15 protein-coding genes are annotated in these 14,343 nt (G+C 66.6%); all 15 read left to right on the top strand.

Annotated elements, in window-relative coordinates; all coding sequences use genetic code 11:
• Positions 1–46: 46 nt before the first annotated feature.
• On the top strand, positions 47–757 hold the full coding sequence (gene pyrH / locus PHQ87_RS02580; RefSeq protein ID WP_300230879.1) for a UMP kinase: 711 nt from the start codon (positions 47–49) through the stop codon (positions 755–757).
• Between the two features lie 47 nt (positions 758–804).
• Positions 805–1,368 (top strand): ribosome recycling factor, encoded by a 564-nt coding sequence (frr, locus tag PHQ87_RS02585; protein WP_300230882.1) that lies wholly within the window; start codon positions 805–807, stop codon positions 1,366–1,368.
• Positions 1,369–1,415: 47 nt separating this feature from the next.
• The gene (uppS, locus tag PHQ87_RS02590; RefSeq protein ID WP_300230884.1) at positions 1,416–2,180 is read left to right on the top strand and encodes a polyprenyl diphosphate synthase; all 765 of its coding nucleotides are present in this window, start codon (positions 1,416–1,418) and stop codon (positions 2,178–2,180) included.
• Positions 2,173–3,009, top strand: coding sequence for a phosphatidate cytidylyltransferase (locus tag PHQ87_RS02595; RefSeq protein WP_300230886.1), 837 nt, complete (start codon positions 2,173–2,175; stop codon positions 3,007–3,009). Before uppS ends, PHQ87_RS02595 begins: the two co-directional genes overlap by 8 nt.
• Positions 3,006–4,193, top strand: a complete 1,188-nt coding sequence (gene ispC / locus PHQ87_RS02600) for a 1-deoxy-D-xylulose-5-phosphate reductoisomerase (RefSeq protein WP_300230889.1) — start codon at positions 3,006–3,008, stop codon at positions 4,191–4,193. The genes PHQ87_RS02595 and ispC overlap by 4 nt, the downstream gene beginning before the upstream one ends.
• A gap of 50 nt (positions 4,194–4,243) precedes the next feature.
• Positions 4,244–5,608: an RIP metalloprotease RseP gene (rseP, locus tag PHQ87_RS02605; RefSeq protein WP_300230891.1), complete on the top strand. Its 1,365-nt coding sequence runs from the start codon at positions 4,244–4,246 to the stop codon at positions 5,606–5,608.
• A gap of 13 nt (positions 5,609–5,621) precedes the next feature.
• Positions 5,622–7,919 carry an outer membrane protein assembly factor BamA gene (bamA, locus tag PHQ87_RS02610; protein WP_300230892.1) on the top strand — a complete coding sequence of 766 codons (2,298 nt, stop codon included), beginning with the start codon at positions 5,622–5,624 and terminating at the stop codon, positions 7,917–7,919.
• Positions 7,919–8,437: an OmpH family outer membrane protein gene (locus PHQ87_RS02615; protein WP_300230895.1), complete on the top strand. Its 519-nt coding sequence runs from the start codon at positions 7,919–7,921 to the stop codon at positions 8,435–8,437. The genes bamA and PHQ87_RS02615 overlap by 1 nt, the downstream gene beginning before the upstream one ends.
• Before the next feature lie 13 nt (positions 8,438–8,450).
• Complete coding sequence (gene lpxD / locus PHQ87_RS02620; protein ID WP_300230897.1) at positions 8,451–9,506, top strand: UDP-3-O-(3-hydroxymyristoyl)glucosamine N-acyltransferase; 1,056 nt, start codon at positions 8,451–8,453, stop codon at positions 9,504–9,506.
• Positions 9,503–9,943: a 3-hydroxyacyl-ACP dehydratase FabZ gene (gene fabZ / locus PHQ87_RS02625; RefSeq protein WP_300230899.1), complete on the top strand. Its 441-nt coding sequence runs from the start codon at positions 9,503–9,505 to the stop codon at positions 9,941–9,943. Before lpxD ends, fabZ begins: the two co-directional genes overlap by 4 nt.
• Before the next feature lie 14 nt (positions 9,944–9,957).
• Positions 9,958–10,752: an acyl-ACP--UDP-N-acetylglucosamine O-acyltransferase gene (lpxA, locus tag PHQ87_RS02630; RefSeq protein WP_300230901.1), complete on the top strand. Its 795-nt coding sequence runs from the start codon at positions 9,958–9,960 to the stop codon at positions 10,750–10,752.
• 5 nt (positions 10,753–10,757) lie between these two features.
• Positions 10,758–11,906 carry a lipid-A-disaccharide synthase gene (gene lpxB, locus PHQ87_RS02635; protein ID WP_300230903.1) on the top strand — a complete coding sequence of 383 codons (1,149 nt, stop codon included), beginning with the start codon at positions 10,758–10,760 and terminating at the stop codon, positions 11,904–11,906.
• Positions 11,875–12,528, top strand: a complete 654-nt coding sequence (gene rnhB / locus PHQ87_RS02640; protein WP_300230905.1) for a ribonuclease HII — start codon at positions 11,875–11,877, stop codon at positions 12,526–12,528. Before lpxB ends, rnhB begins: the two co-directional genes overlap by 32 nt.
• On the top strand, positions 12,525–13,295 hold the full coding sequence (locus PHQ87_RS02645) for an RNA methyltransferase (protein ID WP_300230907.1): 771 nt from the start codon (positions 12,525–12,527) through the stop codon (positions 13,293–13,295). The genes rnhB and PHQ87_RS02645 overlap by 4 nt, the downstream gene beginning before the upstream one ends.
• A gap of 234 nt (positions 13,296–13,529) precedes the next feature.
• The coding region (locus tag PHQ87_RS02650; protein ID WP_300230909.1) for a carbamoyl phosphate synthase small subunit at positions 13,530–14,343 on the top strand (814 nt) is incomplete at its 3' end.

Raw genomic sequence — 14,343 nt, forward strand, 5'->3', positions numbered from 1 at the left:
TGACGGTTAAGCCGATCTCCTCCTTCGTTCCAGCCCAGGACATCCCATGCCTGCCTACAAACGGATACTTCTCAAGCTCTCCGGCGAAGCCCTGATGGGCGATGACGCCTTTGGTATCAACCGCACCACCATCGTGCGGATGGTCGAGGAGATCGCCGAGGTGACCCGCCTGGGGGTCGAGGTGGCCATCGTGATCGGCGGTGGCAACATCTTCCGCGGGGTGGCGGGCGGTGCGGTCGGAATGGATCGCGCCACGGCCGACTACATGGGCATGCTGGCCACGGTCATGAATTCGCTGGCACTGGCCGATGCGCTGGACAAGACCGGTGTGGTGGCCCGCGTCATGTCGGCCATCGCGATCGACCAGGTGGTTGAGCCCTACGTCCGGCCCAAGGCGTTGCAGTACCTGGAGGAGGGCAAGGTGGTGATCTTCGCTGCCGGCACCGGCAATCCCTTCTTCACCACCGACACGGCGGCGGCTCTGCGGGGCGCCGAAATCGGCGCCGAGATCGTGCTCAAGGCGACCAAGGTTGACGGCGTCTACACGGCCGATCCGAAGAAGGATCCGTCCGCCACGCGCTACACCGCCATTTCTTTCGACGAGGCGATGGCCAGGAACCTGCAGGTGATGGACGCGACCGCGTTCGCGCTCTGCCGTGACCAGAAGCTTCCCGTCAAGGTATTTTCGATCTTCAAGCAGGGCGCGTTGCGCAATGTGGTGCTGGGGGGCGATGAAGGCACCCTGGTGCACGTCTGACCGCGATGCGTTCTGCCTCCACCCCGTCTTCGACAAGAGGAACCGTCATGAGCAGCATTCCCGAGATCCGCAAGAACGCCGAGCACAAGATGCAACAGTCCATCGAAGCGCTCAAGGCGAACCTGTCCAAACTGCGTACCGGCCGTGCCAATCCCCAGTTGCTGGACACGGTGCATGTCGAGTATTACGGCTCCATGTTGCCGCTGTCGCAGGTGGCCAATCTCTCCTTGCTCGATGCCCGCACCATCGGTGTCGCGCCGTGGGAAAAAGGCATGGGGGCCAAGATTGAAAAGGCCATTCGCGAATCCGATCTGGGTCTGAATCCGGCCAGCCAGGGTGACCTGATCCGCGTGCCCATGCCGCCGATGACCGAAGAACGGCGCAAGGAACTGACCAAGGTGGCGCGTGGCGAAGGTGAAAACACCAAGGTGGCGGTGCGCAACCTGCGCCGCGATGCCAATGAGCATGTCAAGCGCCTGCTCAAGGACAAGCTGGTGTCGGAAGATGACGAGCGCCGCGCGCAGGACGACATCCAGAAGCTGACCGATCGCATGATCGCCGAAGTCGACAAGATCGTATCGTCCAAGGAGCAGGACATCATGGCCGTTTGAGCCATACGTGCTGCCTGCGCCCCGAGTCCACTGTTGCTGTGCCGACGATGAAAGAACAGCCCCTGCCCGTTGCGGGTGACCCGCGTTTGCCCCGCCACGTGGCCATCGTCATGGATGGCAATGGCCGTTGGGCCAAGCGGCGCCACATGCCTCGGGTGGCGGGCCACAAGCAGGGTGTGGAGGCGCTGCGGCGCGTGGTTCAGGCCTGTCTGGACCGGGGTATCCAGGTGCTCACGGTGTTCGCGTTTTCATCCGAGAACTGGAACCGGCCAGCCGACGAGGTGTCGGGTCTGATGCAGTTGCTGGGCATGGCACTGAGCCGTGAGGTGCCCAGCCTGAACAAGAACGGTGTGCGGGTGTTTTTTCCGGGTGCGCGCGAGGGCCTGTCGGCGCGCGTGGCACAGGGGCTGGCCGATGCCGAGCGGGCGTCGGCGGGCAACACGCGATTGCTGCTCAATGTCTGCTTCAACTACGGCGGACGCTGGGATATCGTGCAGGCCGCGCGGCGCCTGGCGGCACAGGGCCAGGAGATCACCGAGAGCAGCCTGTCTGCCGCGCTGGCGTTGGCGCACGTGCCTGATCCGGACCTGTTGATCCGCACCGGCGGCGAGATGCGCATCAGCAACTTCCTGCTCTGGCAAAGCGCCTACACCGAATTCCATTTCACGCCCTGTCTGTGGCCCGACTTCGACGAGGCTGCGCTGGACGCGGCGCTGGCCGATTACGCCGCCCGTGAACGGCGCTTTGGCAAGACCCCGGAGCAGGTGGGTGGTGTGCAGGCCGCAGCGGTGGGCGGACCGACGCATGCTTAAGCAGCGCGTCATCACCGCGCTGGTGCTGCTGGCCTTCCTGTTGCCGGCGCTGTTTCATCCGGCGGTGGTGCCGTTTGCGGCCCTGACGCTGGTGCTGATCGCGGCCGCCGGCTGGGAGTGGGCTCGGCTCAATGGCCTCGGTACGGGCGCCGCGCTGTCGCTGGGCATCGGCCTGGGTGTGGCGATGGCCTCCCTGTGGTGGGGGGCGCTGCTGCAGGCCTGGTTGCCCCAGGTCTGGCTGGTGGCCGGCGTGGCCTGGTTCGTGCTCGGTGCAGTGTTGCTGCGGCGAGGTGTGGCCTGCTGGGCCGCCTGGCCCCGAGCGGCCCGACTCGCTGGTGGCATGCTGCTGCTGGCGGCTGCCTGGCTGGCCCTGGTGGAAGCGCGCCGGATCGGCCTGGTCTATCTGCTGTCGGTCATGACGCTGGTCTGGATGGCCGACATCGCCGCCTATTTCGGCGGCAAGTCGTTCGGGCGCCGCAAGCTCGCCCCATCGATCAGTCCGGGCAAGAGTTGGGAGGGGGCCATCAGCGGCTTCATCGGTGTGTGCGCGCTGGCCGTGTTCTGGCTCTGGTTTGACAGCCTGTGGCCCGACGATTCCCTGAGCATTTTCGGCGTGCTGCAAGGGCGTGGCTGGCCCTGGCTGGCGGCCGGCATGGTGCTGCTGACCGTGATGAGCGTGGTCGGTGACCTGGCCGAGTCGCTGGTCAAGCGCAGCGCTGGCGTCAAGGACTCCAGCGGTTTGTTGCCCGGGCATGGCGGCGTGCTCGACCGCGTCGACGCGCTGCTGCCGGTTCTGCCTGTGGCCCTTATGCTGACGGAGTTGCCATGACCGACCAATGCCTGCGATTGACCGTTCTGGGCTCCACCGGCTCGATCGGCACCAATACCCTGGATGTGGTGGCACGCCACCCGGAACGTTTCGAGGTGTTTGCCCTGTCTGCCTCGCGCCAGGTGGACCTGATGGTCGAGCAGTGCCGGCAGTTTCGCCCGCGCATCGCCGTGATGGCCGACGAGGGCGCCGCCGCGCAGCTGCGCGATCGCCTGGCCGAGGCCGGCATCGATACGACGGTCGAAGCCGGCCCGCAGGCGCTGTGCGACGTTGCCGCCGCGCCCGAAGTCGATGCCGTGATGGCGGCCATCGTCGGCGCGGCTGGCCTGGCACCGAGCCTGGCGGCCGCGCGTGCCGGCAAGCGCCTGCTGCTGGCCAACAAGGAAGCGCTGGTGGTCGGGGGTGACCTGTTCATGGACACCGTGCGACAGGGCGGTGGTCTGCTGCTGCCCATCGACAGCGAGCATTCGGCGATCTTCCAGTCGCTGCCCGACGACCCGGCGAGTTGGGACCGGCGTGTCGACAAGATCATTTTGACGGCCTCGGGCGGTCCGTTTCGCCAGCGGGATCCCGGCACCCTGGCCGATGTGACGCCCGAGCAGGCCTGCGCACATCCCAACTGGGTGATGGGCCGCAAGATCTCGGTCGATTCCGCGACCATGATGAACAAGGCGCTGGAGGTGATCGAGGCGCGCTATCTGTTCGGTCTGCCGCCCGAGCGCATCGAGGTCGTGATCCATCCGCAAAGCGTGATCCACTCGATGGTGCAGTTCCACGACAGTTCGATCGTCGCCCAACTGGGCACGCCCGACATGCGGGTGCCGATTGCCTATGGCCTCTCGTGGCCGGAGCGCATGGCGTCTGGCGCGGCACCGCTGGATTTCTCGGCGCTCGCGGGCCTGAGCTTCGAGCCGGCCGACGCGCACCGCTTCCCCGGCCTGCAACTGGCCTGGCAGGCGCTCAGGGGGGCGCCGGGCAGCACGGCGGTGCTCAATGCCGCCAACGAGGTGGCCGTCGCAGCTTTCCTCGATGGGAGGCTGCGCTTCGACCAGATCTACCGCATCAACCGGGAAACTCTCGAAGGCATGGCGCCCTCCAAACCGGTGTGCCTGGAAGATCTTCTGGCCATCGACGCCGATGCCCGTGCCTGGGCACGGCGCTGCATGGACAGGGTCGTCACCTGAGCGGCGTCGGACGCATGGCCGGCGGCAGCGGGTGAAGGAGTGAGAAGAGGATGACCACCGTAATCGCCTTTGTTGTGGCCTTGGGGCTGCTGATCGCCGTGCACGAGTACGGGCACTACCGCATGGCCGTGGCCTGCGGGGTCAAGGTGCTGCGTTTCTCGATTGGCTTCGGCAAGCCGCTGCTGCGCTGGCGCCGCAAGGACAGCCCGACCGAGTTCGTGCTGGCGGCTATGCCGCTGGGTGGCTATGTGCGCATGCTCGACGAGCGCGAGGCACCGGTGGCGCCCGCCGAGCGGCACCTGGCCTTCAATACCCAGCCGTTGCGCGCACGCGCCGCCATCGTGGCCGCCGGGCCGCTGGCCAACCTGCTGCTGGCCGTGCTGCTGTATGCCGTGGTGAACTGGTGGGGTGTGCAGGAACCCGAGCCCGTTCTGGCCCGGCCGGCTGCCGGCTCCATGGCCGAGCGCGCGGGCATCTCGGGCGGGGAATGGGTGGGCGGCCTGTCACTGGGCATGGGCGAGCCCCGGTCGGTGCGGTCGTTCGAAGACCTGCGCTGGCAACTGACACGCGCGGCGCTGGACGGCCAGGACGCCACGCTCTGGGTGGGCCATCCCGATCAGGGCGCGACCCGGGCGGTGGTGCTGCCGCTGTCGGGCCTGGATGTGAAAGAGGCCGATGCGGCCCTGTACCAGCGCATCGGCATCGTCGCACCCTGGACCGAGCCGCTGATGGGCGAGTTGCTGCCCGATGGGGCGGCCGCGCGCGCCGGCTTGCAGGCGGGCGACCGGGTGCTGGCGCTGGATGGCCGCAAGGTCAGCGACGGGACGGAACTGCGGCAGCTCATCCGCGGCGCAGTCGGGCCGCGGGGAGAGCCGGTCACGCAGCAGTGGGACATCGAGCGCGCCGGGCGGCCGCTGCGCCTGTCCGTCACGCCCAAGCCGGAGCAACAGGATGGCGCCTGGATCGGTCGTGTCGGCGCCTATGTGGGTGTGGCACCGGCCATGACCACGGTGCGCCTGGGGCCCATCGAGGGGCTGGGCAGGGCTGTCGAGCGCACCTGGGAGGTGTCCTGGCTGACGTTGAAAATGATGGGGCGCATGGTCATCGGAGAGGCCTCGATCAGGAACCTGAGCGGGCCGCTGACCATCGCCGAATATGCGGGCAAGTCGGCCAGCATGGGCATCACCCAGTACATCGTGTTCCTGGCACTGATCAGCGTCAGCCTGGGTGTGCTGAACCTGCTGCCCCTGCCCGTCCTCGATGGGGGGCACCTGATGTATTATCTTTGGGAAGGTATCACGAGGCGAGCGGTACCTGACGTCTGGCTCGAACGCTTCCAACGTGGGGGCGTGGCCATCCTGATGGCGATGATTGCTGTGGCCCTGTTCAACGATGTGGCCCGACTGGCGGGCTGACCATTTCTGATCCATGAAAACCATTCGACGAGGGCTGCGCGGCCTGACACTGACTTCCATTGCCGCCAGTCTGCTGGCTTCCTTGCCCGCCTGGGCGGTCGATCCGTTCACGCTCAAGGACATCCGGGTCGAAGGCCTGCAGCGTGTGGAGCCCGGCACGGTGTTCGCATCGCTGCCGTTTCGCATTGGTGACCAGTACAACGACGACAAGGGCACCTCGGCGATCCGATCGCTGTTCGGGCTGGGCCTGTTCAGCGACGTGCGCCTGCAAGTCAACGACGATGTGCTGGTGATCATCGTCGAGGAGCGCCCCACGGTGGCCGACGTCAGCTTCTCGGGCATTCGCGAATTCGAGGAGGAAAACCTCAAAAGGGCGCTGCGCGATGTGGGCCTGACCGATGGCCGGCCCTATGACAAGGCGCTGGCCGACCGGGCCGAGCAGGAGCTCAAGCGCCTGTACATCGATCGCAGCATGTACGGTGCCCAGGTGGTGACGACGGTGACGCCGATCGAGCGCAACCGCGTCAACCTGAACTTCAGCGTGACCGAGGGCGATGTCGCCAAGATCAAGGACATCCGGATCGTCGGCAACCAGGCGTTCTCGGAAAGCACCTTGCGCAACCTGTTCGATCTGGACACCGGGGGCTGGCTGAGCTGGTACACCAAGGCCGACCGCTATTCGCGCAGCAAGCTCAATGCCGACCTGGAAACCCTGCGTTCGTACTACCTCACGCGGGGCTTTCTGGAGTTTCGCATCGACTCGACCCAGGTGGCCATCTCGCCGGACAAGCAGGACATGTCGGTGACGATCAACATCACCGAGGGCAACCGTTTTGTGGTGTCCTCGGTGGCTCTGGAGGGTGAATACCTCGGGAAGGAAGAGGAGTTCAAGTCCCTGGTTGCCGTTCGTGTCGGCGAGGCCTACAACGCGGAGGACGTGGCGGCCACGGTCAAGGCCTTCACCGACTATTTCGGTGCGTTCGGTTACGCCTTTGCGCAGGTCGAGGCCGTGCCGCAGATCGACCGCACCAACAACCGCGTGGCCTTCGCCATCCGTGCCCAGCCCGCCCGCCGCGTCTATGTACGGCGCATCAACGTGGCCGGCAACAACCGCACGCGCGACGAGGTGATTCGCCGCGAATTCCGCCAGCTCGAGTCGGCCTGGTACGACAGCGACAAGATCCGCCTCTCACGTGACCGTGTCGACCGGTTGGGTTTCTTCACGCAAGTGGGCATCGACACCGAGCCCGTGCCCGGCACACCCGATCAGGTCGATCTGACCGTGACCGTGGTCGAGCGTCCGACCGGCAACCTTTCGGTGGGGGCCGGCTATTCACAGGCAGACAAGCTCTCGTTCATCGCCAGCGTCAGTGTCGAGAACGTGTTCGGCACCGGCAACTACCTCGGCCTGGACCTGAACACCAGTGACTACTACCGCACGTTCTCGCTGAGCACCACCGACCCCTACTTCACGCAGGACGGCATCTCGCGCACCTTCGACCTGTACTACCGGACCACGCGCCCCTACGACGCGCAAGGTGGCGACTATGAGATCCGCCGGCCCGGGGTTGGGGTCAAGTTCGGCGTGCCGTTCACCGAGCGCGATACCGTTTATTTCGGTATCGGAGCCGAGCGGGTGTCCATTGTCGAAGGCAACGAGTTGCCTGAGGCCTATATCGGCCAGGATGGCAATTACATCCCCATCACCGTCGGCTGGTCCCGCGATGAACGGGACAGTGCACTGGTGCCCACCGAAGGCCGCTACCAGCGCTTCAACACCGAGCTGGGCCTGGGCAACCGCAAATGGACCAAGCTGAACTACCAGTTCCAGCAGTACGTTCCGCTGACGAAGCAATACACCTTCGCGTTGAACTCCGAGTTGGGATGGGGCAAGGGCCTGGGCAGCCAGAGCTTCCCCGTCATGCGCAACTTCTATGGCGGCGGCCTGGGGTCGGTGCGCGGCTTCGAGCAGGGCACGCTGGGGCCGAAGTCGCCGGTCATCGGCTCGCCGACGGGTGAAACCGTGAGTGTGGGCGGTGCCAAGAGTTTCGTGCTCAATGCCGAGTTCATCGCACCATTCCCCGGTGCCGGCAACGACCGGACGCTGCGCTGGTTCGGCTTTGTGGACGTCGGCAACGTTTTCGGCGAGAAGGAGAAGTTCGACTTCTCGCAAATGCGTGCCTCGGCCGGTATCGGCCTGAGCTGGGTATCACCCATTGGTCCGCTGCGCTTTGCCTATGCCACCCCGATCCGCAAGTTCGACGGGGATGAAATTCAGAAATTCCAGTTTCAGATCGGGACCTCGTTTTGATGAAGACGTTTTTTCACACCTCGGTGACGCGCTTGGTCGCGCTGGCCGCGGCCGCGCTGGTGGCAACCAGTGCCGCCGCGCAGGGCGCGAAAATCGGCGCCGTCAACGTCGATCGCATTCTGCGCGACTCTGCCGTGGCCAAGGCTGTGACGGCCAAGCTCGAGCAGGACTTCTCCAAACGCGAGAAGGATTTGCAGGCGCAGGCTACCCAGCTCAAGGCCGCGTCCGAGAAGCTCGAGCGCGAGGCGCCCACGTTGCCGGAGAGTCAACGCATGACACGTCAGCGCCAGCTGATCGAGCAGGACCGCGACCTGCAGCGCAAGCAGCGCGAGTTCCAGGAGGACCTGTCGCTGCGGCGCAATGAGGGTCTGCAGCAGGTACTGGAAAAGGTCAACCGCGTGCTCAAGCAGGTGGCCGAGACCGAGAAGTACGACCTGATCGTGCAGGAGGCCGCCTACATCAACCCCAGGCTCGACATCACCGACAAGGTGCTCGAGGCCTTGAACAACGCCAAGTAAGCGGGGGGATGTCTTGGTCATCACCCTGGGCACTTTGGTCGAGGCCCTGGGCGGGCGGCTGATCGGCGACCCTGGTACCTCGATCCGGCGGCTGGCGCCGCTGGGTTCGGCTACCGAGGGCGAACTGGCCTTCGTGGCCCATGTGCGTTATCGCGCGCAGATGTCGACGACGCGGGCTGCGGCGCTCATCGTGGGTCCGTCGCTGGCCGATGCCGCCGCGGCACGCGGCCCCTGCATCGTTGCCGACGATCCCTATCTGTACTTCGCGCACCTGACCCAGTGGTGGCGGGCGGCGCACGATCCCCGTCCACCTGCCGTCGTGCACCCGAGTGCCTGTGTTGATCCGAGTGCCCGGCTGGATGAGGGTGTGGACGTGGGCCCCTTCGCGGTCATCGGGCCGCAGGCCGTCATCGGTCACGGTGCGCGCATTGGCGCTCACGCGGTGGTCGAGAGGAACGCCACGGTGGGCGCGGGGACCGTACTGCATCCGCATGTGACCATTGGTTACGACTGCCGGGTCGGCGCTCGCTGCATCCTGCACGCGGGCGTGGTCATCGGGGCCGATGGTTTCGGCTTCGCGCCGCACGAGGGACGCTGGATCAAGATCGAACAGCTCGGCGCCGTGTGCATCGGGGACGACGTGGAGATCGGCGCCAACACCTGCATCGACCGTGGTGCCCTGGACGACACCGTCATCGGCAATGGCGTCAAGCTCGACAACCTGATCCAGATCGGACACAACGTGAAGGTCGGCGAGAACGCGGCCATGGCCGGCTGCGTGGGCGTGGCCGGCAGCGCCGAGATCGGGGCCGGTTGCACCGTCGGTGGCGGCGCGGTGGTGCTGGGGCACCTGAGCCTGGCCGCTGGCGTGCACATCTCCGCCGCCTCCGTTGTCACGCGGTCGATTCGCGAGCCGGGCCATTACACTGGCATGTTTCCCCTCGACGCCAACGCGTCCTGGGAGAAGAACGCCGCTTCGCTCAAGCAGCTTCACCGGTTGCGCGATCGCCTCAAGGCGGTCGAGCAGGCCATTGCCCAAGTATTGGAAAAACAGAAGACCGCGCCATGATGGACATTCACCAGATCCTCAAGCAACTCCCCCATCGTTACCCCATCCTGCTGGTGGACCGGGTGCTGGAGTTTGAAAAGGGGCAGCGCATCCGTACGCTCAAGAACATCACGGTGAACGAACCCCAGTTCACCGGCCACTTCCCGAACCGGCCGGTGTTCCCGGGTGTGTACATGCTCGAAGCCATGGCCCAGTCGGCCGCGCTGATGTCCTTTGCCACCATGGGCGTCACGCCGGACGACAACACGGTCTATTACTTTGCCGGCATCGATGGCGCGCGCTTCAAGCGCCCGGTCGAACCGGGCGACCAGCTCATCATGGACGTGACACTCGACCGTGCGAAAGCGGGCATCTACAAGTTCAAGGGCGTGGCCCACGTGGACGGCGAGATGGCCTGCGAGGCTTCGCTCATGTGCACCATGCGCACCATCGCCTGAGGCGGGGACTGCCCATGGCACAGATTCACCCCACCGCGCTGGTCGATCCCGCGGCGGAGCTGGATGCGACCGTCACGGTCGGGCCCTTCACCATCATCGGCCCGCACGTGAAGATCGGTGCCGGCACCACGATCGGCGCCCATTGCCTGATCGAGGGCCACACCACCATCGGCCGGGACAACCGCATCTTCCAGTTCACCTCGCTGGGCTCTGTCAACCAGGACAAGAAGTACGCGGGCGAGCCATGCGAGCTGATCATCGGCGACCGCAATACCATCCGCGAATACAGCACCTACCACATCGGCACTGTCCAGGGCGGCGGCGTCACCCGCCTGGGCAACGACAACTGGATGATGGCCTATACCCACCTGGCGCACGACTGCGTGGTGGGTGACCACACCATCTTTGCGAACAACACCCAACTGGCGGGGCATGTGCAGGTGGGCGACTGGGTGATCTTCGGTGGCTTCTCGGCGGTGCACCAGTTCGTGCGCGTCGGTGCCCATGCCATGACCGCCATGTGCTCGATGGTGGTGGCCGATGTGCCACCTTTCGTGATGGCCCAGGGCCATCCGGCCCAGGCGCGTTCGATGAACTTCGAAGGCCTGCGCCGCCGTGGTTTTTCGCCGGATCGCATCACCGCCGTGAAGCGCATGCACAAGGCCTTGTACCGCGACGATCTGACCCTGGAGCAGGCGGGCGAGCGCATCGCCGGGCTGGCCAAGGACACGCCGGACGCCGAGCAGGACGTGCGCCTGATGCTCGACTTCCTTGGCGGCGTGAACGCTCACCGCGGCATCGTGCGCTGACTGATATGGGCAGTCCCTTGCGTTTCTCGCTGGTGGCCGGCGAGGCGTCAGGCGACCTGCTGGCCAGCCTGCTGCTGGGCGGGTTGCGCCAGCGCTGGCCCGACCTGCAGGCCGGTGGCATTGGCGGCCCGCGCATGGCGGCGCAAGGATTCGATGCCTGGTGGTCCAGCGAGCGTCTGTCGGTGCGCGGTTACATCGAGGTGTTGCCGCGGCTGCGGGAGTTGCTGCGCATCCGGCAGACGCTGGGCGACCGGCTGCTGGGCGCCGAACGGCCGGATGTGTTCATCGGCGTGGATGCACCCGACTTCAATCTCGACCTGGAATGTCGGCTGCGCGAGGGCGGCGTGCCCACGGTGCATTTCGTCTGCCCCTCGATCTGGGCCTGGCGGCCCGAGAAGATCGAGAAGCTCAAGCGGGCGGCCGATCATGTGCTGTGCCTGTTTCCGTTTGAACCCGATCTGCTGGCCCGGCACGGCATTGCCGCGACCTATGTGGGGCATCCCCTGGCGGCTGTGATTCCGATGGAACCGGATCGCGCAGCGGCGCGCCAGCGCCTCGGCCTGCCCCAGGAAGGGCACGTGGTGGCCGTGCTGCCGGGCAGCCGCGCCGACGAGGTGCGCTACATCGGCCCGAAGTTTCTGCAGGCGGTGACGCTGATGCACCGGCAGCGCCCCGGCCTGCGTTTTGTGCTGCCGGCGGTGCCGGACCTCAAACCCAGGGTGGATGCGCTGGTGGCCCGCCACGGGCTGGGCGACGTGCTGACGGTGGTGGCGGGTCAGTCGCACGAGGTGCTGGCCGCCTGCGACGTGACGCTGATCGCCAGTGGCACCGCGACGCTGGAGGCGGCGCTGTTCAAGCGGCCGATGGTCATCGCGTACCACATGAACTGGGTCACCTGGAAAATGATGTGGCGCAAACGCCTGCAGCCCTGGGTCGGCCTGCCCAACATCCTGAGTCGCGAGTTTGTGGTGCCCGAGCTGCTGCAGGGCGCGGCGTCGCCGCAGGCGCTGGCCGACGCCACGCTGGCGTGGTTTGACGAGCCTGCGAGAATGGCGGCCGTCGCGGCGCATTTCACCGAGCTGCACCGCAGCCTGCGCCGCGACACCGTGCAACTGGCGACCGATGCGATCGAAACGCTCCTTTCTGAACGCTGAGCAGACCCGTCTGGTCTGGGATGGTCCTGGCCTGGTGGCCGGGGTGGACGAGGCCGGGCGTGGTCCGCTGGCCGGGCCGGTGGTGGCCGCCGCGGTCATCCTGGACGAGCTGGCGCCGATCGCCGGCCTGGCGGATTCCAAGAAGCTGACCGAGCGCCGTCGGGAGCAGCTGTACGACGAAATCCGCGCCAAGGCGCTGTGTTGTAGCGTGGCCCAGGCCTCGGTCGAGGAGATCGATCGCCTGAACATCCTCAACGCAACCATGCTGGCGATGCGCCGGGCGGTGCTGGGCCTGCGCCTGAGGCCGGCCAAGGTGCTGATCGACGGCAACCGGCTGCCCGAGATCGACGTGCTGGCCGAGGCGGTGGTGGGCGGGGACGCCCTGGTGCCGGCCATCTCGGCAGCGTCCATTCTGGCCAAGGTGACACGCGATCGCCTGCTGGTGGAACTGCATGGCCGCCATCCCGAGTACGGGTTCGGGCGCCACAAGGGCTATGGCACGGCCGAGCATCTGCAGGCCTTGCGCCGCCTCGGACCCCTGCCGGAGCACCGCCGCTCGTTTGCGCCGGTGGCACAGGCGGCCACGGCGCACCGGGCGCCGACACAGGAGGCCGCACCATGAACCCGCCCCAGCACATCAGCTCGCGGGACAACCCGCTCATCAAACGCCTGCGCCAGTTGGCGCAGGACAACACGGCCTACCGCAAGCTGGGCCAGGTCTGGCTGGAGGGGGATCATCTTTGCCGCGCCTTGCTCGACCGGGGGGGCCGGCCGCTGCAGGCCGTGTTCACCGAGGCCGGCTGGCAGCGCGCCCCGGACGCGTTGCGCCGCGCCTGTACGCACAACACCATCGTCCCCGAGGCGCTGATGGCCACCGTCAGCGGCCTGGAATCCCCGGCCGACATGGGCTTTGTGCTGGCCCTGCCGGCGCAGACGGGGCTGGTGCCGGGGCAGCCGGCTGTCGTGCTTGATCGGGTTCAGGACGCTGGCAACGTCGGCTCCATCCTGCGCAGTGCGGGCGCTTTCGGTTTTCGGCAGGTGCTGGCCATCCGGGGGACCGCGGCCCTGTGGTCCCCCAAGGTGGTGCGCGCCGGCATGGGGGCGCATTTCGGTCTGCGCCTGGTTGAAGGGCTGGCACCGGCCGACCTGGCCGGCCTGGGATTGCCGCTGCTGGTAACCAGTTCGCACCGCGGCCAGTGGTTGCACCGGGCCACGCTGCCCTGGCCCTGTGCCTGGGTGATGGGGCACGAAGGGCAGGGGGTGGCACCGCAGATCGAGGCCATGGCTGCCGACGCCGTGCGCATTGCGCAGCCCGGCGGGGAGGAGTCGCTCAACGTGGCAGCAGCGGCGGCGATCTGTCTGCACGCCAGTGCGGCCGCCGCGGCCTGAAGCTGGCCCCGGGGTGCTGTTCGGCACCTGCGAAACCAGGCCTCGCAGGCTATAATTTCAAGGTTTACCCGCAATCGGCGCCACCTGCGTGCGCCCGCCCCGGTGCAGGCTTGTCCCGGCACCGGATTCCCGTCGACCGAACATCCGTCCGGTCCTCCGGGTGCCCCGGGCCGCCTGAGGCCCGGTTCTGCCCCCGGCGGGCGTGGGTGCGCCCCAACCCATCTGGAGAACACCGTGCTTCCCGTCCACCCGAAAGCCATCCTCGCGCTCGCAGACGGCACGGTCTTTACCGGCATTTCCATCGGTGCCACTGGCCAGACCACCGGCGAGGTGGTGTTCAACACCTCGATCACGGGCTACCAGGAAATCCTCACCGATCCGAGCTACTGCCAGCAGATCGTCACGCTCACATACCCTCACATCGGCAACACCGGGGTGAACCGTGAAGACGTGGAAGCCGACCGCATTCACGCGGCCGGCCTGATCATCAAAGACCTGCCGCTTCTGGCCTCCAACTTCCGCTGCGAAGAAACCCTGTCGCGGTACCTGCAGCGCGAAGGCACCGTGGCCATTGCCGACATCGACACCCGTGCGCTGACGCGCCTGTTGCGCACCAAGGGTGCCCAGAACGGCTGCATCCTGGCCCTGCCAGCCGGCGAGGCCCTGACCGACGAACACCGCGCCCGCGCCATCGCGGCTGCCAAGGGCGCGCCCGACATGACGGGTCTGGATCTGGCCAAGGTCGTGTCCACCCGCGAGCCCTATGCCTGGACGCAGACCGAATGGCAATTGGGCTTTGGTTACGGCGAGCAGATCGCGCCCAAATTCCATGTGGTGGCCTACGACCTCGGTGTCAAGAAGAACATCCTGCGCATGCTCGCGCAGCGTGGCTGCAAGATCACCGTGGTGCCGGCCACGACATCGGCGGCCGATGTGTTCAAGCTCAAGCCCAATGGCGTCTTTCTCTCCAACGGCCCTGGCGATCCGCAGCCTTGCGACTACGCCATCGCAGCCGCGCGCGAGATCGTTGACAGTGGCACGCCCGTGT

It is taken from the genome of Hydrogenophaga sp. (genome assembly GCF_028698005.1).
Taxonomy (GTDB): Bacteria; Pseudomonadota; Gammaproteobacteria; order Burkholderiales; family Burkholderiaceae_C; genus Hydrogenophaga.

Coding starts and splice junctions, on each gene's coding strand:
- pyrH (WP_300230879.1), top strand. CDS start 47: ATGCCTGCCTACAAACGGATACTTCTCAAGCTCTCCGGCGAAGCCCTG.
- frr (WP_300230882.1), top strand. CDS start 805: ATGAGCAGCATTCCCGAGATCCGCAAGAACGCCGAGCACAAGATGCAA.
- uppS (WP_300230884.1), top strand. CDS start 1,416: ATGAAAGAACAGCCCCTGCCCGTTGCGGGTGACCCGCGTTTGCCCCGC.
- PHQ87_RS02595 (WP_300230886.1), top strand. CDS start 2,173: ATGCTTAAGCAGCGCGTCATCACCGCGCTGGTGCTGCTGGCCTTCCTG.
- ispC (WP_300230889.1), top strand. CDS start 3,006: ATGACCGACCAATGCCTGCGATTGACCGTTCTGGGCTCCACCGGCTCG.
- rseP (WP_300230891.1), top strand. CDS start 4,244: ATGACCACCGTAATCGCCTTTGTTGTGGCCTTGGGGCTGCTGATCGCC.
- bamA (WP_300230892.1), top strand. CDS start 5,622: ATGAAAACCATTCGACGAGGGCTGCGCGGCCTGACACTGACTTCCATT.
- PHQ87_RS02615 (WP_300230895.1), top strand. CDS start 7,919: ATGAAGACGTTTTTTCACACCTCGGTGACGCGCTTGGTCGCGCTGGCC.
- fabZ (WP_300230899.1), top strand. CDS start 9,503: ATGATGGACATTCACCAGATCCTCAAGCAACTCCCCCATCGTTACCCC.
- lpxA (WP_300230901.1), top strand. CDS start 9,958: ATGGCACAGATTCACCCCACCGCGCTGGTCGATCCCGCGGCGGAGCTG.
- lpxB (WP_300230903.1), top strand. CDS start 10,758: ATGGGCAGTCCCTTGCGTTTCTCGCTGGTGGCCGGCGAGGCGTCAGGC.
- rnhB (WP_300230905.1), top strand. CDS start 11,875: ATGCGATCGAAACGCTCCTTTCTGAACGCTGAGCAGACCCGTCTGGTC.
- PHQ87_RS02645 (WP_300230907.1), top strand. CDS start 12,525: ATGAACCCGCCCCAGCACATCAGCTCGCGGGACAACCCGCTCATCAAA.